Source organism: Rathayibacter sp. AY1C7, assembly GCF_002931865.1.
Classification (GTDB): Bacteria; Actinomycetota; Actinomycetes; order Actinomycetales; family Microbacteriaceae; genus Rathayibacter.
On record NZ_PSWB01000006.1, the window covers coordinates 132,025 to 151,650 of the forward strand.

A 19,626-nucleotide genomic window follows, 5' to 3' on the forward strand; every position below is an offset into this window, starting at 1 on the left:
CCGCGGATCGCGCTCTCACGCGATCGTCAGGCTCCGGTGGGCTCGATCAGCTCGGGGCCGTTCGCCGAGACGGAGCCCACGGCTGCACCGACGCCGTGCACCTCGAGCTCCTCGGACAGCTCGGCCGCGCCCTCGGCGGCCGCGCGCAGCAGCTCGCCGTCCCCGGGGGACGCCGGGTCCAGCCAGTCCTCGATCAGCTCCGGCTGCAGCAGCACGGGCATCCGCTCGTGCACCTCGGCGAGCGGCCCGGCGGAGGGGCGGGTGAGGACCGTCGCCGAGAGCAGCCACGGAGAGCCCGGCTGGGCCGAGCGCCACCACTCGTAGAGACCGGCGAACAGGAGGAGCGAGCCCTCGCCCGGCGAGACGTAGACGGGTGCCTTCGCCCCGTCCGCGCCGACCCGCCACTCGTACCAGCCCGAGGCGGGCACGATCGCGCGCCGGGAGGCGTAGGACTCGCGGAACGAGGGCTTCTCGGCGACGGACTCGATCCGCGCGTTGAACAGCGGCGGCCCCGCGGACGGGTCGGCGGCGGAGCGGGGCACCAGGCCCCAGCGGGCTCCGGCGAGCCGACGCCGCGGCGGGCTGCCCTCGTCGACCCCCTTCATCGACTCCGCGACGACGGCGATCCGCTGGGTCGGCGCGATGTTCCAGGACGGCTCCGGCAGGTCGGCGCCCGGCTCGTCGATGTCGAAGAGCGCCACCAGGTCGGCGGTGGTCTGCGAGAGGACGAAGCGTCCGCACATGGTTTCTCCCGGGTGTATCGGACCCGCGGAGCCGTCGCCCTTCCGGGGGCGCGAAACACGAGGGACTTTCGATGAGACGACCCCGACCGGCGGTCGCCGTGCGTACGATTGTAGGAACCACGACCGAAGGAGCCCGCCGTGCCTCTTGGAAACCTCGTCGATCGACCGTTCGGTGAATCGTCCCAGGTCCGCAACGAGCCGGTGCAGGTGCGCAGCGCCGCCCGTCTCGCCTCGCTGCTCGACGCGGCGGCCGCCGTCGTCGACGAGGTCGGCTTCGACCGCCTGACCACGGCGATGGTCGCCGAGCGCGCGGGAGCCGCGATCGGCACGGTCTACCGCTACTTCCCGGACCGCATCGCCGTCCTCCAGGCGCTGCGCGAACGGGCCCTCGAGCGCTTCCGCCGCCGCGTCATCACCGAGATCCGCGACACCCACCCGGGCAACTGGTGGGGCGCGGTCGACTGCGCGATCGACGCCTTCTGCGAGATGCACCGCAACGAGCCGGGCTTCCGCTCCATCCGCTTCGTCGACACGATCCACGCCCCCGAGGTCGCGGGCGAGGCGTTCGAGGCCGGCTTCTTCGCCCGCCGCTTCGCCGAGATCCTCGCGTCCGAGTACGGCCTCCCGGGCGGCGCGCAGCTGTCCTTCCGCCTCGAGGTGACCATCGAGGTCGCGGACGCGCTGCTCACGCGGGCGTTCCTCATCGACCCCAACGGCGACCAGCGCTTCATCGACGAGAGCCGCTCGCTGCTGCGCCACTACATGACCTCGCACTACGGAGCCGTCGAGGAGTCCTGACCGGCCCGGGCTGTCAAGGCCCTAGTCGCTCCCGGAACATCCCGCAACACTTCGCGGTCCGGGTTGGCAGGCGGCTGCTAATGGTGTTTTCCTTGCCGCCTGGCCCCGTTCGGGGCCGCGGGCCGTGCAACGGCCGGACGCGCGGAGCGAGAGCGGGCACAGTCGTGGACCAGGGACAGATCGGCGCGCACACCGCCGGACGGCGGGCGGCCTCGTGATCGAGTTCCGCAACGTCAGCAAGCAGTACCCGGACGGCACGCGGGCGGTCGACGACTTCTCGCTCGTGCTGCCCTCCCGGCAGACGACCGTCTTCGTCGGCTCCTCGGGCTGCGGGAAGACCACGATCCTCCGCATGATCAACCGGATGATCGAGCCGACCTCCGGCACCATCGAGATCGACGGCGAGGACATCTCGTCCCTGCCCGCCGTCGCGCTCCGCCGCCGCATCGGCTACGTGATGCAGAACTCCGGCCTCCTGCCGCACCGCAAGGTCATCGACAACATCGCGACCGTACCGCGGCTGAACGGGGTCGCCAAGAAGCAGGCGCACGCCCGCGCGCTCGAGCTGATGGACACGGTCGGACTGGACCGTGCGCTCGCCGCCCGGTACCCCAGCCAGCTCTCCGGCGGCCAGCAGCAGCGCGTCGGCGTGGCGCGCGGCCTCGCGGTCGACCCGAACATCCTGCTGATGGACGAGCCGTTCGGCGCGGTCGACCCTCTCGTGCGCGCCGACCTGCAGCGCGAGACCCTGCGACTCCAGGACGAGCTCGACAAGACCGTGGTCTTCGTCACCCACGACATCGACGAGGCGTTCCTGCTCGGCGACCAGGTCGTCATCCTCGAGAAGGGCGGCCGGATCGCGCAGAAGGGCTCGCCCGCCGAGATCCTGGCGAACCCCGCGAGCGAGTTCGTCGCCGGCTTCGTCGGTGCGGACCGCGGCAAGCGCTCGCTCCGGATCGAGGAGCGCGACGGCGCCCGCATCGTGGTCGACGGCGACGGGCGTCCGACCGGAGTGCTGCGCGCGCAGGACGGCCCCGCCGCGTGAACTGGGTCGTCAACAACACGGACGCGATCGTCGCGAACCTGCTGGCGCACCTGGCACTGTCGGTCCCGCCGATCCTGCTCAGCTTCCTCGTCTCGCTGCCGTTCGGCTGGTTCGCGAACCGCTACCGCTGGAGCCGCGGCACCCTGCTCACGGGGCTCGGCGTGCTCTACGCCATCCCCTCGCTGGCCATGTTCATCCTGCTGCCGGTCCTGCTGGGCATCCCGCTCCGCTCGACCGCCAACGTGATCACGGGCCTCACCCTCTACGGCGTCGCGCTGATGGTCCGCACCACCTCGGACGCACTGGGCGCGGTGTCGGACGACGTCCGCCAGTCGGCGACCGCGATGGGCTACTCCGGCTGGGCGCGCTTCTGGCGGGTCGAGTTCCCGCTGGCCGGCCCGGTCCTGCTCTCGGGCCTGCGCGTGGTCACGGTCAGCACGGTCAGCCTGGTGACGGTCGGCGCGGTGCTCGGGATCCAGAGCCTCGGCCTGCTCTTCACCGACGGCTTCCAGCGCGGCATCACCGGTGAGATCGTCACGGGCATCGTCCTCACGATCGTCCTCGCGCTGGTGCTCGACGGACTGCTGGTGCTGATCGGCCGTCTCCTCATGCCCTGGACGGCTCTGGACCGCACGCGCCGCTCGCGCAGACCGGTCGCGGTCGAGAGGGCGGTGACGTCGTGAACCTCATCGCCGAGGCCTTCGCCTGGATCGCCGACCCCGCGCACTGGACCGGGGTCTACGCGATCCCGACCCGTGTCGCCCAGCACGTCGGAATCAGCCTGCTGGTGCTCGTGATCGCGGCCGCGATCGCGATCCCGATCGGCTACCTGATCGGGCACACCGGGCGCGGCAAGGGCATCGCCGTGCCGGTCGCAGGCGGCCTGCGCGCCCTGCCGACACTGGGCGTGCTCGTCCTCGCGGCGATGAGCCTGGGGCTCGGCCTCGGCGCTCCGGTGATCGCCCTCGTCGTGCTCGCGATCCCGTCGGTGCTCGCCGGCGCGTACTCCGGGCTCGAGGCGGTCGACCGCCGCACGGTCGACGCGGCGCGCTCGATGGGCATGACCGAGTGGCAGATCCTGACGAAGGTCGAGATCCCGCTGGGGCTGCCGCTGCTGATCGGCGGGCTCCGCTCGGCGGCGCTGCAGATCATCGCGACCGCCACGCTCGCCGACTACATCGGCGCCGGCGGCCTCGGGCAGTACATCTTCCGCGGAGTGAAGTCGGGGGACTACCCGCAGATGCTCGCCGGCTCGATCCTGGTGATCGTGCTGACGCTCCTCAGCGAGGTCCTCTTCGCCCTCCTCCAGCGGCTCGCCGTGCCGCGCGGAGTCGTGCTCGGCCTGGCCGGCACCGCCGGCCGCACAGGTTCCCGCGCTTCGTCGCCCCGACGACGCGCGGTGATGGGAATCCCCATCGAAGAAGGGAAATAGCAATGTTCACAGCACATTTCACGAAGGGCCGTGTCGCGCTCAGCGCACTCGCGGTCGGTGCCGTCGTGGCACTGGCAGGGTGTTCCTCGAGCGATCCGCTCGATGAGGGATCGGGTGCGACTGCGGGCAGCGAGACCATCGTGGTCGGCTCGCAGGACTACTACTCGAACGAGATCCTCGCCGAGATCTACGCGCAGGCCCTGGAGAACGACGGCTTCACCGTCGACCGCCAGCTGCGCATCGGCCAGCGCGAGATCTACCTGCCCGAGATCGAGAGCGGATCCATCGACGTCTTCCCGGAGTACGACGGCAGCCTCCTGCAGGCGCTCGAGCCCGACGCGACGGCCACCACCGCCGACGACGTGTACTCCGCGCTCGGCGACGCGCTGCCCGACGGCCTCCGCGCCCTCGACGCCGCCGAGGCCAGCGACCAGAACTCGTACACCGTCACCCAGGCCTTCGCCGACAAGTGGGACCTGACCGACATCGCGTCGCTCAAGAACGTCACCGACCCGATCGTGGTCGGCGGCAACTCCGAGCTGCAGACGCGCCCCTACGGGCCCGACACCCTGCAGTCGAAGTACGGCATCACGACCACCTTCCAGGCGATCGAGGACAGCGGCGGATCGACCACCGTCGACGCGCTCACCAGCGACCAGATCCAGCTGGCGAACGTCTACACGGCCGACCCGAACATCCAGAAGAACGACCTCGTCGCTCTCGAGGACCCGGACGGACTGTTCGTGGCCGACAACGTCGTGCCGATCGTCTCGAGCAAGATCACGGACGACGCGGCCGAGGTGCTGAACGCGGTCAGCGCGAAGCTCACGGCGGACGACCTCGTCGCCCTCAACTCCGAGAGCGTCAACGAGCAGAAGTCCGCGTCCGCGATCGCGGGCGAGTGGCTGAAGTCGGCGGGTCTCGTCGACTGATCCTCCCCGGATTCACGCCCGGAGGCGCGTCACTCGTCGAGGTGACGCGCCTCCGCTCTGTTCAGGAGCTTCTTCCCGAGGAGCACGAGCAGGGCGAAGACGACGATGACGCCCACGAAGACGTAGCCGGCGCCGTGCAGGCTCTCCGAGAGTTCCCGGTAGCTGCCCGCCGCGGCCGCGCCGACGCCGACGTAGGCGGACGACCAGAGCACGCACGCCGGGATCGTCCAGGCCATGAAGGTCCGATAGCGCATCCCGCTCATCCCCACCGTCAGCGGGATCAGCGAGTGCAGCACCGGCAGGAATCGCGAGAGGAACACGGCGAACCCGCCGCGCCGCGCGAGGTAGCGCTCGGCCTTCAGCCAGTTCTTCTCGCCGAGCCGGCGTCCCAGGCGCGACGCGCGGATCCGCGGCCCGAACCAGCGGCCGAGGTAGAAGCCGACGGACTCGCCGCAGAGGGCGCCGATGACGACCGTGACGGCCAGCGCCGCGAACTGCAGCGGGCTGGTCACGCCGGTCGCGCTGACGATCACGATCGTGTCGCCGGGGACGACGAGGCCCGCCAGGATCGTGGTCTCGAAGAAGATCGCGAGTCCGGCGAGGAGCGTCCGCCAGACCGGGGGGACGCTGACGACGAAGTCCAGGATCCCGGTGAGGGTGTCGTTCACCGGGCGCCCCCGCCCGCCGCGGACTCGATCGGGGGCTGGGGCCGACGGCGGCTCCGGATGCTCGGCATGGCTCGATCGTAGGGGCGCACGGCTGGGCGGCGGCAGGGCTGCGCCCGGGAGGCCGGTGGACGCCGAGCGGTCAGGGGACGGCGACGAGCGCGGAGGCCGCCGGGCCGGTGCCGTTCGCCGTGACCGCCTGCACCGAGAGGGTGTAGCTGCGGCCCGGGACCAGCTTCGTGAAGGTCTGCGAGCGCTTGGTCGCGGCGACCACGGCGCTCCAGGCTCCGGCTCCGCTCGTGTCGGACCCGTCGCGCGACACCCGGTAGCCGGTGACCGCCGAGCCACCGGTCCCCGCGGGGGGCGACCACGCGAGCGTCGCCGTGCCGTCCGAGCCCGCCGTGGCGGTGACGGCGGTCGGAGCGCCGGGGAGCCCGGCGGAGACGAGGGTCGCGGTCAGCGTGGTGCTGCTCCCGGGAGTGACGACGCTGTGCGAGGCGGCGCCGCCGTCCGACCAGGACGAGAACCGATAGGCCGTGCCCGACGCGTCGGTCTGGTCCGGGACCTCCAGCTGGAGGGCCGAGCCCGCCCACGAGACGACGGTCGTGCCTCCGGCGACCTCGGTGCCGTTGACGACGACCGTCCGGCCGGCGGGAGCGGTGGCCAGGGTGACGGAGACCTTCTGCGGGGAGAACGTCCGCGTCGCCGTCGTCGACACTCCGCTCGAGTCCGTCGCCGTGACGCTGATCAGGAGGTCGCTGTCCGCGGCGGCGGCGAGGTCCTCCGGGCCGGGGGCGACGAAGGAGAGGTCGTTCCCCGTCAGCGGCCCGAGGAAGGGATGCGTGTGCTGAGCGTGGCGGCGCTGGACGGTCCAGGTGAGCGCCGAGGCGGGCAGGACGCCGTCCTCGGCGTCGGTCGCCGTGGCGCGGAGGCCGTAGCTCCGGCCCGTCACGAACACCCCTCCGTCGGCGGGTGCGGTGATGCTCACCGTCGGGGCACTGTCGCCCGAGGTGATCCTCGTCGTCGCGGGTGCGGAGACGGCTCCCTTCGGATCGCGGACGCGGAGGGACGCGGTCCAGCTGCCGGCGGCGTAGCTGTGGGTGAAGGTCGGGCCGGTCGTGATGCGGTCGGGGGTGCCGTCGCCGAACGACCACAGGTAGGTCAGGGCACCGCCCTCCGGGTCGCTGCTGCCCGAGCCGTTCAGCCGCGCGGCGAGAGGAGCCGCGCCGGAGGAGGGGGCGGCGGTGAGGGTCGCGGTCGGGGCGCGGTTCGCCGCGGCGGTGTAGGCGAGGCGCCGGACCTCGCCGCCGTTCGCGTAGCTGGTGTAGAAGAGGTCCTGGGTCCCGCGCGAGGGACCGAAGGCCATGGCGACGGCGCTGCTGCCGCCGAGGCCGGTCACGAGGTCGCCGGCCGCGCCGGTGCGGCCGAGGGTCCGGATCTTCCCGCACACGTAGTCGCCGAAGAGGTACGCGCCGTCGTAGGCGGCCGGCCAGACGCCGCGGGGGACGTAGGCGCCGCCCGTGATCGAGGCGCAGCCGCTGCTGTGCGCGTAGTCGTGGACCGGGTCGGTGAGACCGGCGGGCGCCGCGGCTCCGCAGTTCGAGGCCGAGCCGGTCTTCGCGCAGTGGCCCTCACGGGTGTTCCAGCCGTAGTCGGCGCCGGCGACGCCCTGGTCGATCTCCTCCCAGGCGTCCTGGCCCACGTCGTTGATGCGGAAGACGGTGCCGGTCGCGTTCGGGTCGAAGGCCATCCGGAACGGATTGCGCAGGCCGCTCGCGAACGTCTCGCGGCAGCGCACGCCCGCGGCGGCCGGGGCGAGCCGGCAGGAGGCGGTCCCGGTGCCCAGGTAGGGGTTGCCGGCCGGGACGCCCCCGGTGAGGGTGATCCGGAGGATCTTGCCGTTCAGGATGTTCGGGTCGCGGGCGGCGTCGTTCCGGCCGCCGCAGCCGCTGCCGCCCGGCGAGCCGACTCCGCCGCGGTAATCGCAGCCGCCGTCGCCGACGCTGACGTAGAGCAGGCCGTCCTTGCCGATGGCGAGGTCGCCGCCGTTGTGGTTGCTCGCGGGGGAGTAGATGCCGTCGAGGAGGACGCGCTCGGAGGCCGGGTCGATGCGGTCGTCGGTGCCGAGCTGGAACGAGGAGACGCGGTTGCGCGGGGCTCCCGCGGGGTTCACCGTGCCGCCGGCGTTGGTCGGGCAGGAGGAGTCGGAGCCCTTCGCGGTGTAGTAGACGACGACGGTGCGCGAGCCCGGTGCCGGGTCGACCGCGAGGCCGAGCACGCCGCGCTCGCCGTTGGCGCAGACCTTCGAGCGCAGGTCGAGGGCCGGAGTGGCGACAAGGCTGCCTCCGCGGATCACCCGGATCGCTCCGGTCTGCGAGGAGACGAGGGTGCGCCCGTCGGTCGTGAAGGCGAGGGCGGTCGGCGCGGGGACGGCCGCCACCCGGGAGTCGGTGAAGCCGGCGGGCACGACGGGAGCGGCGGACGCCGGACCCGCGGGCCCGGCGACGAGCGCGGCGGCCGTGATCGCCAGGACGGTGAGCAGGGCGAGACCGCGGGGGCGGATCCTCGAGCGGGGCATCGGTGACTCCGAGACGGTCGGCGCTGCTGAGCGAGCGGCGGTCTGCGGCGGTGCAGAGGGCGCTGTCGGCGATGACGCGGGGCCAGGATAGGCGCGCGCGGCGGAGGGGCCGTGTCCCCCTTCAGGGTCAACACTGGGGGCTCCGGGCGCGGTGTCCCCGGGCCGCTCACGTCGAGCGGGGCTGCAGTGCGTCGGCCCGTCGGTTCACTCCAGAGCGGGCAGGACCACCGCGCGGACCGCCTCCGAGAACCGGGCGTAGCCGGCCTCGTCGAAGTGCAGGCCGTCGTCGACGAAGAGGGAGGGGTCGACAGAGCCGTCGGAGGTGACGAGCGCGTCGGCGGTAGGGACGAAGGTGACGCGGTCGTCCGTCTCGGCGTAGGCGCTGACCGCGGTGTTGGCGGCGCGGACCTCGGCGCCGACGGAGGCGCGGGCGGGCGTCTCCGCGATCTCGACGTAGAACAGCTCGGCGTCGGGGGCGACCTCCTCCACGCGCTGGAGGTACTCGACGACGGCGCCGGCGGTCTGGGCGCCGGTGCGCGAGCCCTCCTCGCCGCTGATGTCGTTCGCTCCCACGTACACGATCACGGCGCGGGGATCGAAGGGGGCGACCATGCGGTCCAGCCACGCGAGGTGATCGGCGACGGTCGTGCCGCCGATCCCGATGTTGTAGGTCTCGAGCGGACGCAGGTCCTCCTTGGAGGTCGTCCAGCGGCCGATCGTGGAGCTGCCCGTGAGGACGATGCTGTGCTGCGGGAACCCGGCGGCGAAGCGCTTCTCGAGACCGGCGACGCGCTCGGCCACGTCGACGGAGGAGGTCGGGCCGGGGTCGGGGGAGCTTGCGGCCGGAGCGCCCGCGCCTCCGCTCCGCGAGGCGAGCGAGAGGGCGATGCCCGCGCCGGCGAGGACCAGCGCGAGCACCAGCAGCGCGACCAGGAGGCGGAGGCGGATGCGGCGGGGGCCGGGGGCGGAGCCGGAGGGCGTCGCTCGAGTCATGGCTCGATCCTCGGGCATCGGCGGGGGCGCGTCGTCCACGAGGAGGCCGTCCGAGGACCCGCGCACCCGGTGGCCGTCTCTCCGTCACCGGATCGCCGTGATCGGATCCGCGCAGAACATCACAGAGGATGCACAGCCGTGCAACACTTGCACATCGCCATCGTCATCGTCGCCGCCGGCCGACTTCCGATGGACGATCACGACGAGGACTCATGGCACGCGCACGCATCACCTGGGTGGACACGGCGAAGGGCATCGCGATCATCCTGGTCGCCCTGGCCCACTCCGTACAGTGGACCACGACGGCCGGGATCGCCCCCGACTCGTGGAACGAGATCAACCTCCTCCTCATCACCTTCCGGATGCCGCTGTTCTTCCTCGCCTCGGGGCTGTTCGCCGGCTCCGTGCTCACCCGGTCGTGGCCGGAGCTCTGGCGTTCGCGGCTGAGCCTGCTGGTCTGGGCCTTCCTGCTCTGGTCCGTGGTGCGGTTCCTCTTCTTCCTGGTGGTGCCCAACCCGGGCGGCACCGACGAGTCCGACCCGCTCGCGCTGCTCCTCCAGCCGGTGATGCCGCACAACGGGCTCTGGTTCCTCTACGCGCTCACGATCTTCTTCGTGGCCGCCAAGCTCGCGCAGGGCCGGATCGACTGGCGGGTGCAGATCGGCATCGCGACCGCGATCGCCGTGGTCTGGTACGCCGTCCGCTCCAGCACCTCCGAGGGCACCGGGAACATCGCCTGGGACGGCATGGCCCGCTACCTGATGTTCTTCCTGCTCGGCCTCTACCTGCGGAACGCGGTGATCGCGTTCGTGGAGCGCCGCGGGATCCTCAGCGGAGTCGGCTTCGGCGTGCTGTTCCTCGTGCTCGCCGGCGTGATCCTCGCCGTCCGCGCCCGCTTCCCGCTGCTGACGATCGGGCTGGTCCTGGTGAGCGTGCTGGCGGTCCTCGCCGGGCTCGTGGTCGCCCGCTTCCTCTCGAACCGGCGCGGCGCGGGCTGGATCACCTTCATCGGCCGCAACACGCTCCCGGTGTACGTGGTGCACGTCCTCTTCGTCTCGCTCGCCACGAGTGCCCTGCTGCTCTTCGACGGAGAGCGCTGGCTCGACGTCATCGGACCGGTCGTGCCGCTCCTGGTCTGCGGGATCGGCGTCGCGGCGGCGCTGGGCTACTGGCGCCTCACCCGCGACCTGCCCGTGCTGAAGTACGGCTTCCAGGCGCCCGCCTGGTTCTCCGGCTCCCGCTCGCGCGTCGACGCCGGCTGACCGCGGGGCGCCCGCCGACGGCACATCGGCATCGGCTCCGGGAGTCTCTTCACCGGGCGAGTCCGTCGATGGCGTCGCGCAGTGAACGGATTTCCACGGCCGATCTCGCGGATGTGCGCCTGGGAATCCGCTGAAGGCCCGGGAGAGGAAGTCTCAGCGCTCCGTCGCCCGCCTGATCGCTCGGCGTCGAGAGGTCGCCGGCGGCGGGTCCGACGGAGGCGAGCCCCGCTCGGCAGTCGCCGCGCGGGGGACTCCCTCGACGTCGAGAGGGACTGTCTCGACGTCGAGCGACCGGTCGGCTGGAGCGCTCGGAGGGGCGTCCGGGGCCACCCCGGAAAGGGTGCCGCCAGGAGCTCGCGGAAGGCCGCACATCCGCCCCAGTACTGGGATCGGAGGCCGTCGGACCCCTTCCGCCGACCTACTCTCGGAGCTGTGAACGAACTCCTGGACCCGCTCCTGCTGTCGAGATGGCAGTTCGGTCTGACGACGATCTACCACTTCCTGTTCGTGCCGCTCACGATCGGCATGGCGCTCACCGTCGCGATCTTCCAGACCTGCTGGGTGCGCACCGGGAAGGTGCACTACCTGCAGCTGACGAAGTTCTTCGGGAAGCTCTTCCTGATCAACTTCGCGATGGGCGTCGTGACCGGGATCGTCCAGGAGTTCCAGTTCGGGATGAACTGGAGCGACTACTCCCGCTTCGTCGGCGACGTCTTCGGGGCCCCGCTGGCGTTCGAGGGCCTGCTCGCCTTCTTCCTCGAGGCGACCTTCATCGGTCTCTGGATCTTCGGCTGGGACAAGCTGCCCGAGAAGCTGCACCTGGCCACCATCTGGCTGACCACGCTGGGCACCACGCTCTCGGCCTACTTCATCATCGCCGCGAACGCGTTCATGCAGAACCCGGTCGGCTTCCGCATCAACGAGACCAAGGGCCGCGCGGAGCTCACCGACATCTGGGCGCTCCTCACCAACAAGGTCGCGCTCGCCGCGTTCCCGCACACGATCTTCGCCTGCTTCATGGTCTCGGCCGCCGTCATCATCAGCGTCGCGGCCTACCACCTCTCGCGGAACCAGCACCTCGAGACCATGCGCCCCGCGCTGAGGTTCGGCGCCTGGATGATGCTCGTCAGCGGCGGCCTGACCCTGTTCACCGGCGACTCGCTCGGCCTCGCGATGGTCGACACGCAGCCGATGAAGATGGCGGCCGCGGAGGCGCTCTACAGGACCTCCACGGGCGTCGACGCCTCCTTCTCCGTCTTCACCTGGGGCACGCCGGACGGCTCGAGCGAGCTGTTCTCGATCCGCATCCCCTACCTGCTCTCCTTCCTCTCGACGCACACCTTCACCGGCACGGTCGAGGGCATCAACGACCTCCAGGCGCAGTACACCCAGGTCTACGGACCCGGCGACTACACGCCGATCATCTGGGTCACCTACTGGTCGTTCCGCTGGATGATGGCCCTCGGCGTCCTGGCCATCGGCGTCGCCGCGGCCGGCCTCTGGTTCACCCGGAAGGGCCGCGAGCCGAAGCAGTGGATGTGGAAGGTCGCGATCTGGGCCGCCCCGCTGCCGTTGATGGCGATGATCGTGGGCTGGGTCTTCACCGAGATGGGCCGCCAGCCGTGGCTCGTGTTCGGACTGCTGAAGACCGCCGACGGAGTCTCGCCCGGAGTGAGCGGCCTCGAGGTCCTGATCTCGCTGCTCGCCTTCACCGCGATCTACGGCACGCTCGCCGTGGTCGAGTTCCGCCTGATCAAGCGGGCCGCGCAGGCCGGCCCCGACGACGCTCCCGAGGTCGACGAGGAGAGCGGTCGCCCGCAGCTCGTCGGCACCGTCTACTAGGAGGCACCCCTCATGGATCTCGCCGTTCTCTGGTTCTGGATCGTCGCGTTCTTCTTCATCGGCTACTTCGTCCTCGACGGGTTCGACTTCGGCGTCGGCATGTCGCTCCCGTTCCTCGGGCGCGACGACACCGACCGCCGCGTGCTGATCAACACGATCGGCCCGGTGTGGGACCTGAACGAGACGTGGGTGATCGTCGCCGGCGCCGCCCTGTTCGCCGCGTTCCCGGAGTGGTACGCCACGCTCTTCAGCGGGTTCTACCTGCCGCTTCTGCTCATCCTGCTCGCGCTGATCGCCCGCGGCGTCTCGTTCGAGTACCGGCACCAGCGTCCGGAGGCGCAGTGGAAGCGGCGCTTCGACACGATGATCGTCGTCGGCTCCGCGGTGCCCGCCTTCCTCTGGGGCGTGGCCTTCGCGAACATCGTGCAGGGCGTCCCGATGGACGCCGACCACAACTTCACCGGCACCGTCCTGGACCTGCTGAACCCCTACGCGCTCCTGGGCGGAGCGACCACCCTCCTGCTCTTCTTCACGCACGGAGTCGTCTTCGTCGCCCTGAAGACGGAGGGGGGTATCCGCGAGCGTGCGCGCCGCCTGGCGACCCGCGCGGGGCTGCTCACCGTGGTCGTCGCCTCCGTCTTCCTGGCCTGGACCAACCTCGGCCAGGGGAGCACCGCCTCCTGGGCGCTCTCGGCGGGCGCGGCCGCGACCCTCGTCGGCGGCTGGCTCGCCATCACACGGGGCCGGGAGGGACGCGCCTTCGCGCTGCTGGCCGGCACCATCGCGCTCGCCGTGCTCGCCCTCTTCGCGACGCTGTTCCCCGCGGTGATGCCGGCCTCGAACGTCCCCGCCTACGGGCTGACGATCGAGAACGCCTCCAGCACGCCCTATACGCTGGCGGTCATGAGTTGGACCGCCCTGGTGTTCGTGCCGCTCATCGTCGGCTACCAGGCCTGGACCTACTGGATCTTCCGCAAGCGCATCAGCCGCGCGCACATCCCGGTCGACGCCCACTGACGTGAAGCCCCTCGATCCGCGCCTGCTCCGCTACGCCCGGGCGGCCCGCGTGTTCCTCCTGCTCGGCGGGGTGCTCGCGCTGGCGAGGACCCTGGCGATCGTCGCCTTCGCGTGGCTCGTGGCGCAGCTGGTGGCCGGTGCGGTCGACGGGAGGAGCGCCGACGATCTCGCGCCGCTGCTGGCCGCCCTGCTCGCGGTCGTCGCGGCGCGGGCGGCTCTCGCCTGGGCGACCGAGGTGAACGCGGTGCGCGGAGGAGCAGGAGCGAAGGCGCAGCTGCGGCAGGCGGTCCTCGCCGCACTGGTCGAGCTCGGCCCGGCGGGCCGCTCCGAAGGGGGCTCGGGCGGGGTCGTCGCGCTGCTGGGCGGCGGACTGGACTCCCTCGACGGCTACTTCGCCCGCTACCTCCCGCAGCTGATCGCCACCGCGGTGGCGACGCCGCTCCTGACGCTCGTGGTCTTCCTCGCCGATCCGCTCAGCGCGGTGTTCCTGGTGGTGACCCTGCCGCTCATCCCGGTGTTCATGGTGCTGATCGGCTGGGCGACTCAGGTCGTGCAGGCGCGGCAGTGGGAGCGGCTGCAGGCGCTCGCGTCCGGCTTCGTCGACACCGTCGGCGGCCTCGCGACGCTCAAGATCTTCGGGCGGGCCGAGCGGCAGGCGACGCGGATCCGCGCGCTGACCGAGGACTACCGCGTGCACACGATGAAGGTGCTGCGGGTGACCTTCGTCAGCGGCTTCGTGCTGGAGCTCGCCGGCTCGCTCTCGGTCGCACTGGTCGCCGTCTCGATCGGGCTGCGGCTCGTCGACGGCTCGCTGGGGCTGGCCGTCGGGCTGTTCGTCCTGGTGCTGGCGCCGGACGTGTTCCTGCCGGTGCGCCAGGTCGGTGCCGAGTTCCATGCGGCGGCGGACGGGGTGCAGGCGGCGGACCGCGCCTTCGCCGTCCTCGAGCGCGCGGCGGCCCTGCCCGCTCGCGGGAAGGCCCCGGCGGCGACGGGGGCGCTCGAGCTGCGGGGTCTCGCGGTCGACGACGGACGCGGGCGGACGCTCGCTCCTGTCGACGCGGTGCTCCCCGTCGGGTCGATCACCGTGGTGACCGGGCCCAGCGGGTCGGGGAAGTCGACGCTGATCGCCGCGCTCGCGGGCTTCGTGCCCTTCTCGGGCACGCTGCTGCTCGGCGGGTCGCCGGTCGCGGATCTGCGGTCGACGCTCGCCTGGGCGGGCCAGCGGCCCGACCTTCTCCCGGGGAGCGTCGCCTCCGCCGTCGGGCTCGGAGCACTCTCGCCGGACCCCGAGCGCGTGCGGCGGGCCCTGGCGATCGCCGCCGTCGACATGGACCCCGAGCGCCGGCTCGACGCCGAGGGGACGGGCCTCTCGGGCGGGCAGAGCGCCCGTGTCGCCGTCGCCCGCGCTGTGCACCGCCTGCTCGAGCGCGGGTGCGCGGTGCTGGCCCTGGACGAGCCGACCGCCGCCCTCGACGACGAGTCCGAGCGGGCGCTGCTCGCCGGACTCAGGTCGCTGGCGGAGAGCGGGACGATCGTCGTCGTCGCCAGCCACCGGCCCGCGACCGTCGCGGCGGCCGACGCCGTGATCGCCCTGGCGCCGGCGGAGGCGGTCGCGAGGTGAACCGCTCCGACGTCCTCCGCGCCGCGATGCCCGGGCCGCGCCGCTTCCTGCCGGGTCTGTCCTTCGGGCTGCTCTCCTCCTCCGCCGTCGTGGCGCTGCTGGCCTGCTCCGCCTGGCTGATCGTCCGCGCGGCCGAGCAGCCGCCGATCCTGTTCCTCTCCATGGCCGTCGTGGGCGTGCGGGCCTTCGCGCTGGCGCGGGCCTTCTTCCGCTACCTCGAGCGGCTGACCGGCCACGACGCCGCCTTCCGCGCGCTCGCGGAGCTCCGGGCGGGCGTCTACGAGCGCCTGGTGCCGGTCGCGCCGGACGGGCTGGGCCGCGTGCGCCGTGGCGACCTGGTCTCCCGGGTGGTGGCGGACGTCGACGCCCAGCAGGACGTGCCGCTGCGCGTCGTGCAGCCGCTGGTCGTCGCGGCGCTGGTCGCTGCGGTCTCCGTGGTCGGCGTCTGGCTGCTACTGCCGGCGATGGGCGCCGTGCTGCTGGCGCTGCTGGTCCTCGCCTTCGCCGGTGGGGCCCTGGGCGCCGGCCGGCTCTCCGCGCAGGCGGACCGCGAGCTGGCGCCGCTGCGCGGGGAGCTCGCCGAGCGCCTCAACCTGCTGGTCACCCGCCTCGACGTGCTCATCGCCTTCGATGCCGCGGGTGACGCTCTGGCGGACGTGGCACGCGCGGAGGAGTCGCTCGCCCGGGCGGCGCGTCGACGGGGGGCCTCCGCCGGACTGGCCGCGGCCGTCCTCGCCCTCTGCTCGGGTGGTGCGGTCTGGGCGGGCCTCGCGCTCGGGATCCCGGTGATCGGCGACCTCGGCGGTCCGGCGCTGGGAGTCGTCGCGCTCGTGCCGCTCGCGGTGTTCGAGGTCGCCGCCGCCGCGCCGCTCGCCGTGCAGGCGGCACGCACCGCGCTCTCGAGCGCTCGGCGCCTGGCTGATCTGGACGCCGAGGCGGCGTCGCCGGCGCTCGCGACCGACGCGGACGTGGACCCGGACGCCCCGGCTCCCCGGGGCGCCGGCATCGTCCTGCGCGACCTGTCGGTGAGCTGGCCCGGCGCGCACACGCCCGCGCTGCGCGGCGTCTCGCTCGACCTGCCGGAGGGCGCCCGCGTGCTCGTCACCGGCGGCAGTGGGTCCGGGAAGACGACGCTCGCGCACGCTCTGGTGCGCTTCCTCGACCACTCCGGCAGCTACCTCCTGGGCGGGGTCGAGGCGCGCACGCTGCCCCAGGCGGAGGTGCGGACGCGGGTCGGGCTCGTGGAGCAGCAGCCGTACCTCTTCGACGACACGATCCGGCAGAACCTCCTCTTCGCGCGGCCCGAGGCCGACGCCGCCGTGCTCGAGGCGGTGCTGGAGCGGGTCGGGCTCGGGCCCTGGGTCGCTGCACGCGGCGGGCTCGACGCGCGGGTGGGGGAGCGGGGCTCGCTCGTCTCGGGCGGCCAGGCTCAGCGGATCGCCCTCGCACGTGCACTTCTTGCCGATTTCCGCGTCCTGGTGCTGGACGAGCCGACGGCGTCGGTGGACGCTCCCGTGGCCGACGCCCTGCTCGGGGATCTGCTCCGCGCCGCCGAGGGGCGGACGGTGGTCCTGATCGCGCACCGGGTCGATCCGGGCCTGGAGTTCGACACGCGGATCCGGGTGGCGGACGGCACGGCGGCTCAGGAGTACCGGGCCGCCTGAGCAGGCGTCCGGCTCCGCGGGGCGGTCGGTCCGAGCGGCCGTTCAGCCGTGCTCCGTCGGGACCGAGGCCCGCGCCAGGGAGGCCGCGCGCGCCAGGCGCCCGCCCTCCGCCTCCCAGCGGTCGAGGACCGCGTCCGCCCGGGTCCGCGCCGCACCAAGCAGCCCTGCCAGGAGCGGAGCGACGACGTCGCGGGCCAGCGGGTCGCTCAGCTCGTCCACGCGGGAGTCGCGGACGAAGCCCTCGAGCCGGGTGAGGTCGGAGCCGCGCAGCCACTCGGCTCGTGACTGCAGCAGCACGACGGCCGCCAGCCGCGGCTCGAACACCGCCGGCTCCCACAGCTCGGAGGAGAGGGCTGTCACGTCGTCGTGCTCGAGCGAGCGGAACTTCCTCAGCGCGTCGCGGACGGTGCCGCGGACCGCCCCGACCGAGGCGCCCGTCGAGTCGAGCCCTGCTCCCAGGCGCTCGCGCACGTCCTGCGCGCGCCAGACGTCGCCCTCGTACTCCAGGGCCGAGCGGATGAAGTCGCCGGGGTCGCTCACCCCTCCATCATGCGTCGCGCGTCAGCCCCGGCTGGCCCAGACGGCCCGTCCGATGCCGTCGTACTCGACGAGGCGGCCGTCGTCCTGCAGCACGAGGCGGTAGGGCGCGACGACGCCGGTCTGGCCGATACCGAAGGAGATCCTCGGGAACCGCAGCCAGAGGATCCGGGAGTCGGCCACGTCGAGCCGGCCCTCGGAGCTCATCGAGAAGGCGGCACCGGAGGCGGAGGAGGTGTTCGTCGCCCAGTCCGCGCCGTTCGGCCCGTAGACGACGAAGTTGCCGTCGCGCTGCATCTCGGCCCGCCACTGCCCGCTCGCCGAGGTCAGCCGCGTGCCCGCGACGACGAGGCCGCTCGGGGAGAGCGAGTCGCGCACGACGAGCGCGGCACTGCTCCAGAGCACGCCGGAGTCGTCCGCGATCCGGAGATCGCCCTCGCGGAGGACCATCGTGGCGCCCGGCTCGCCGGACGTGTCCGAGGCCCACAGGGGCGCGCCGTCCGCGGTGTAGACCACGGCGTTCCCGTCGTCCTGCATCCGGAGGACGTTGCCCCGGCCGCGGGTGCCGCTCGCCCAGAGAGCCCCGCCCTGCCCGTAGACCACGAGGTTGCCGTCCGCCTGCATCACCGCCGTGGTGCCTCCCGGGGTGGCGAGCCGGTTCCCCGCGTAGAGGGTGCTGCCGCGGCGGAGGGTGTCGGTGCGCGGCTCGTCGATCCGGCCGCCGATGCTGCTGGCCCAGGCGGCCGAGCCGCTGCGGCGGTAGATCACGAGATTGCCGTCGTCCTGCATCCGCAGCTCGCCGCCCGGGTCGGCCACCGTGCCGCTCGCCCAGACCGGGCGCCCGTCCGCGGCGTACACGACGAGGTTGCCGTCGTCCTGCATCCGCAGGCTGTCGCCGCGCCCCTGCGTGCCCGAGGCCCAGGTGGGACGGCCGCCGGCGGCGTAGACCACGGCGTTGCCGTCGGTCTGCATCACGAGGGAGGAGGCGCCGTCGGGGGACACCAGGCGCTCGCCGCGCGCGAGCTGCTCGCCGGCACGGAGGACCGCGGCGGAGGCGACGGCGGAGGACGCCGAGGGCGGGGCCTCGACCGCGGCGGCGGGCAGCGAGCTCAGCAGGAGCGCGCCCGTGGCGGCGAGCGCCGCGAGGGAGGCGGTCAGGGAGCGGCCGGAGGGGAGGTGCGTCATCGCAGGAGTCCTGTCGGGGAGGGCGGCGGGGTCGGGGGAATCGTCCCACGGCGGGGGAGACGACGACGCCCCCCGGTCCGGGGACCAGGGGGCGTCGTGGCGGAGGGGCGTCAGCCGCGGCTGGCCCAGACCGCGCGGCGGCTGTCGTACTCGACGAGGTTGCCGTCGTCCTGCATGACGAGCTTGTAGGGGCCGACCGACGCGGCGGGCGGGACGACCGACCATCCGCTCGTCGTCTCGGTGCCCACGGCGATCTGCCCGCTGGTGTCGAGGGCGAAGAAGCCGCCTGCGCGGGTGGTCTTCGACGCCCAGATCGGGCCGTTCTTGCCGTAGACGACGAAGTTGCCGTCCGCCTGCATCACCGCTCGGTAGACGCCGTTCGCGGAGCGGAGGAAGCTGCCCGCCTCGAGCGAGTTCGCCGCGTAGAGGGTGGTCGAGGGGAAGGCGGCCTGGCTGGTCCAGATCACGTCGTCGGACGGGTTCACGATGATCAGCGAGCCGGCGTTGTTGATGCCCAGGCGGAGGTCCTTGCCGCGCGTGCCCGAGAACCACTTGACGGAGCCGTCGGAGCCGTAGATGACGGCGTTGCCGTCCTTCTGCATGGTGATGCGGTTGCCGGAGCCGCCGGTGCCGGTGCCCCAGACGGCGCCCTGGGGGCCGTAGCCGACGAAGTTGCCGTCGTTCTGCATGACGGCGCTGGAGCGGCCGTCGGCGGAGGTGAGCTGGTGGACGGGGCGGAGGGTCTGCTCCGTGAACAGCGTGTCGGTCACCGGCTCGGCGATGACGCGGCGGACGCTGCTCGCCCAGGCGGGCGAGCCGTTCTCGCGGTAGACGACGAGGTTGCCGTCGGGCTGCATGATCACCGAGGCGCCCGCTTCGTTGATCGTGTTCGTGCTCCACACGGGGCCGCCCTTGGCGGAGTAGACGACCATGTTGCCGTCGGTCTGCATGACCAGGTGGTCGCCGCGGCCCTGGGTGTTCGTCGCGAAGGTGGGGCGGCCCTGCGGGTCGTAGACCACCGCGTTGCCGTCGGTCTGCATCCGGAACGAGTAGCCGTTCGTGCCCGAGACGATCCGCTGTCCGGCGGCCAGCTCCTCGCCGCCGACGAGGGCGTTGTAGTAGCTGACGGCCGCGCGGGCGGTCTGCTGGGCGGCCTCGGGCGACTCGCTCGCGGGAGCGAGGCCGGTCGGCGCCTCCTCGGAGGAGGACAGGGGCTTCTGCGGGTTCTCCGCGGCGAGGGCCGGGGTCGCGCCGAAGAGCAGGGCACCGGTCGCGACGAGCGCGATCAGCCCGGAGGCGAGGGGGCGGGGGG

17 protein-coding genes are annotated in these 19,626 nt (G+C 72.7%); 10 read left to right on the plus strand and 7 right to left on the minus strand.

Annotated features, from left to right (window positions below):
- Positions 1-26: 26 nt before the first annotated feature.
- The gene (locus C5C69_RS05185) at positions 27-743 is read right to left on the minus strand and encodes an SOS response-associated peptidase (protein WP_104233760.1); all 717 of its coding nucleotides are present in this window, start codon (positions 741-743) and stop codon (positions 27-29) included.
- 138 nt (positions 744-881) lie between these two features.
- Between C5C69_RS05185 and C5C69_RS05190 the strand changes: the two genes are divergently transcribed.
- From C5C69_RS05190 to C5C69_RS05210, 5 genes are all read left to right on the plus strand, one after another.
- Positions 882-1,541, plus strand: a complete 660-nt coding sequence (locus C5C69_RS05190; protein WP_104223107.1) for a TetR/AcrR family transcriptional regulator — start codon at positions 882-884, stop codon at positions 1,539-1,541.
- A gap of 214 nt (positions 1,542-1,755) precedes the next feature.
- Entirely contained in the window at positions 1,756-2,586 is an 831-nt protein-coding gene (locus tag C5C69_RS05195; RefSeq protein ID WP_104225631.1) for an ABC transporter ATP-binding protein, read from the plus strand.
- On the plus strand, positions 2,583-3,269 hold the full coding sequence (locus C5C69_RS05200; protein WP_104223109.1) for an ABC transporter permease: 687 nt from the start codon (positions 2,583-2,585) through the stop codon (positions 3,267-3,269). Before C5C69_RS05195 ends, C5C69_RS05200 begins: the two co-directional genes overlap by 4 nt.
- Positions 3,266-4,018: an ABC transporter permease gene (locus C5C69_RS05205; RefSeq protein ID WP_104225632.1), complete on the plus strand. Its 753-nt coding sequence runs from the start codon at positions 3,266-3,268 to the stop codon at positions 4,016-4,018. The genes C5C69_RS05200 and C5C69_RS05205 overlap by 4 nt, the downstream gene beginning before the upstream one ends.
- Positions 4,019-4,020: 2 nt before the next feature.
- A complete protein-coding gene (locus tag C5C69_RS05210) occupies positions 4,021-4,950 on the plus strand; it encodes an ABC transporter substrate-binding protein (RefSeq protein ID WP_104223111.1) in 930 nt (309 codons plus the stop codon).
- 29 nt (positions 4,951-4,979) lie between these two features.
- On the opposite strand, the gene C5C69_RS05215 is transcribed toward C5C69_RS05210, so the two are convergent.
- From C5C69_RS05215 to C5C69_RS05225, 3 genes are all read right to left on the minus strand, one after another.
- Positions 4,980-5,618, minus strand: a complete 639-nt coding sequence (locus C5C69_RS05215) for a DedA family protein (protein WP_104223112.1) — start codon at positions 5,616-5,618, stop codon at positions 4,980-4,982.
- A gap of 139 nt (positions 5,619-5,757) precedes the next feature.
- A complete protein-coding gene (locus tag C5C69_RS05220) occupies positions 5,758-8,193 on the minus strand; it encodes a PQQ-dependent sugar dehydrogenase (RefSeq protein WP_104257418.1) in 2,436 nt (811 codons plus the stop codon).
- Positions 8,194-8,397: 204 nt separating this feature from the next.
- The gene (locus C5C69_RS05225; protein ID WP_181067827.1) at positions 8,398-9,186 is read right to left on the minus strand and encodes a GDSL-type esterase/lipase family protein; all 789 of its coding nucleotides are present in this window, start codon (positions 9,184-9,186) and stop codon (positions 8,398-8,400) included.
- Positions 9,187-9,398: 212 nt separating this feature from the next.
- Here C5C69_RS05225 and C5C69_RS05230 point away from each other — a divergent pair, with 212 nt between their 5' ends.
- The 5 genes from C5C69_RS05230 (at position 9,399) to cydC (ending at position 16,592) form a co-directional block, all read left to right on the plus strand.
- On the plus strand, positions 9,399-10,448 hold the full coding sequence (locus C5C69_RS05230; RefSeq protein WP_104348320.1) for an acyltransferase family protein: 1,050 nt from the start codon (positions 9,399-9,401) through the stop codon (positions 10,446-10,448).
- A 432-nt stretch (positions 10,449-10,880) separates the two neighbouring features.
- On the plus strand, positions 10,881-12,290 hold the full coding sequence (locus C5C69_RS05235; protein ID WP_104233758.1) for a cytochrome ubiquinol oxidase subunit I: 1,410 nt from the start codon (positions 10,881-10,883) through the stop codon (positions 12,288-12,290).
- Between the two features lie 12 nt (positions 12,291-12,302).
- Positions 12,303-13,307, plus strand: a complete 1,005-nt coding sequence (gene cydB, locus C5C69_RS05240; protein ID WP_104233757.1) for a cytochrome d ubiquinol oxidase subunit II — start codon at positions 12,303-12,305, stop codon at positions 13,305-13,307.
- A gap of 1 nt (position 13,308) precedes the next feature.
- Entirely contained in the window at positions 13,309-14,928 is a 1,620-nt protein-coding gene (cydD, locus tag C5C69_RS05245) for a thiol reductant ABC exporter subunit CydD (RefSeq protein WP_104233756.1), read from the plus strand.
- Positions 14,925-16,592 (plus strand): thiol reductant ABC exporter subunit CydC, encoded by a 1,668-nt coding sequence (cydC, locus tag C5C69_RS05250; RefSeq protein ID WP_104257419.1) that lies wholly within the window; start codon positions 14,925-14,927, stop codon positions 16,590-16,592. The genes cydD and cydC overlap by 4 nt, the downstream gene beginning before the upstream one ends.
- A gap of 42 nt (positions 16,593-16,634) precedes the next feature.
- Here the strand turns inward: cydC and C5C69_RS05255 are convergent, their stop codons facing one another.
- The 3 genes from C5C69_RS05255 to C5C69_RS05265 form a co-directional block, all read right to left on the minus strand.
- A complete protein-coding gene (locus tag C5C69_RS05255; protein ID WP_104233754.1) occupies positions 16,635-17,132 on the minus strand; it encodes a DNA alkylation repair protein in 498 nt (165 codons plus the stop codon).
- 21 nt (positions 17,133-17,153) lie between these two features.
- Positions 17,154-18,314 (minus strand): hypothetical protein, encoded by a 1,161-nt coding sequence (locus C5C69_RS05260; RefSeq protein WP_104233753.1) that lies wholly within the window; start codon positions 18,312-18,314, stop codon positions 17,154-17,156.
- 110 nt (positions 18,315-18,424) lie between these two features.
- On the minus strand, positions 18,425-19,626 hold a 1,202-nt coding region (locus tag C5C69_RS05265), incomplete at its 5' end, for a hypothetical protein (RefSeq protein WP_104257420.1).

Excerpts from the sequence above, each read along its gene's own strand:
- C5C69_RS05185 (WP_104233760.1), bottom strand. The coding sequence starts at position 743 with ATGTGCGGACGCTTCGTCCTCTCGCAGACCACCGCCGACCTGGTGGCG.
- C5C69_RS05210 (WP_104223111.1), top strand. The coding sequence starts at position 4,021 with ATGTTCACAGCACATTTCACGAAGGGCCGTGTCGCGCTCAGCGCACTC.
- C5C69_RS05220 (WP_104257418.1), bottom strand. The coding sequence starts at position 8,193 with ATGCCCCGCTCGAGGATCCGCCCCCGCGGTCTCGCCCTGCTCACCGTC.
- C5C69_RS05225 (WP_181067827.1), bottom strand. The coding sequence starts at position 9,186 with ATGACTCGAGCGACGCCCTCCGGCTCCGCCCCCGGCCCCCGCCGCATC.
- C5C69_RS05230 (WP_104348320.1), top strand. The coding sequence starts at position 9,399 with ATGGCACGCGCACGCATCACCTGGGTGGACACGGCGAAGGGCATCGCG.
- cydB (WP_104233757.1), top strand. The coding sequence starts at position 12,303 with ATGGATCTCGCCGTTCTCTGGTTCTGGATCGTCGCGTTCTTCTTCATC.
- C5C69_RS05260 (WP_104233753.1), bottom strand. The coding sequence starts at position 18,314 with ATGACGCACCTCCCCTCCGGCCGCTCCCTGACCGCCTCCCTCGCGGCG.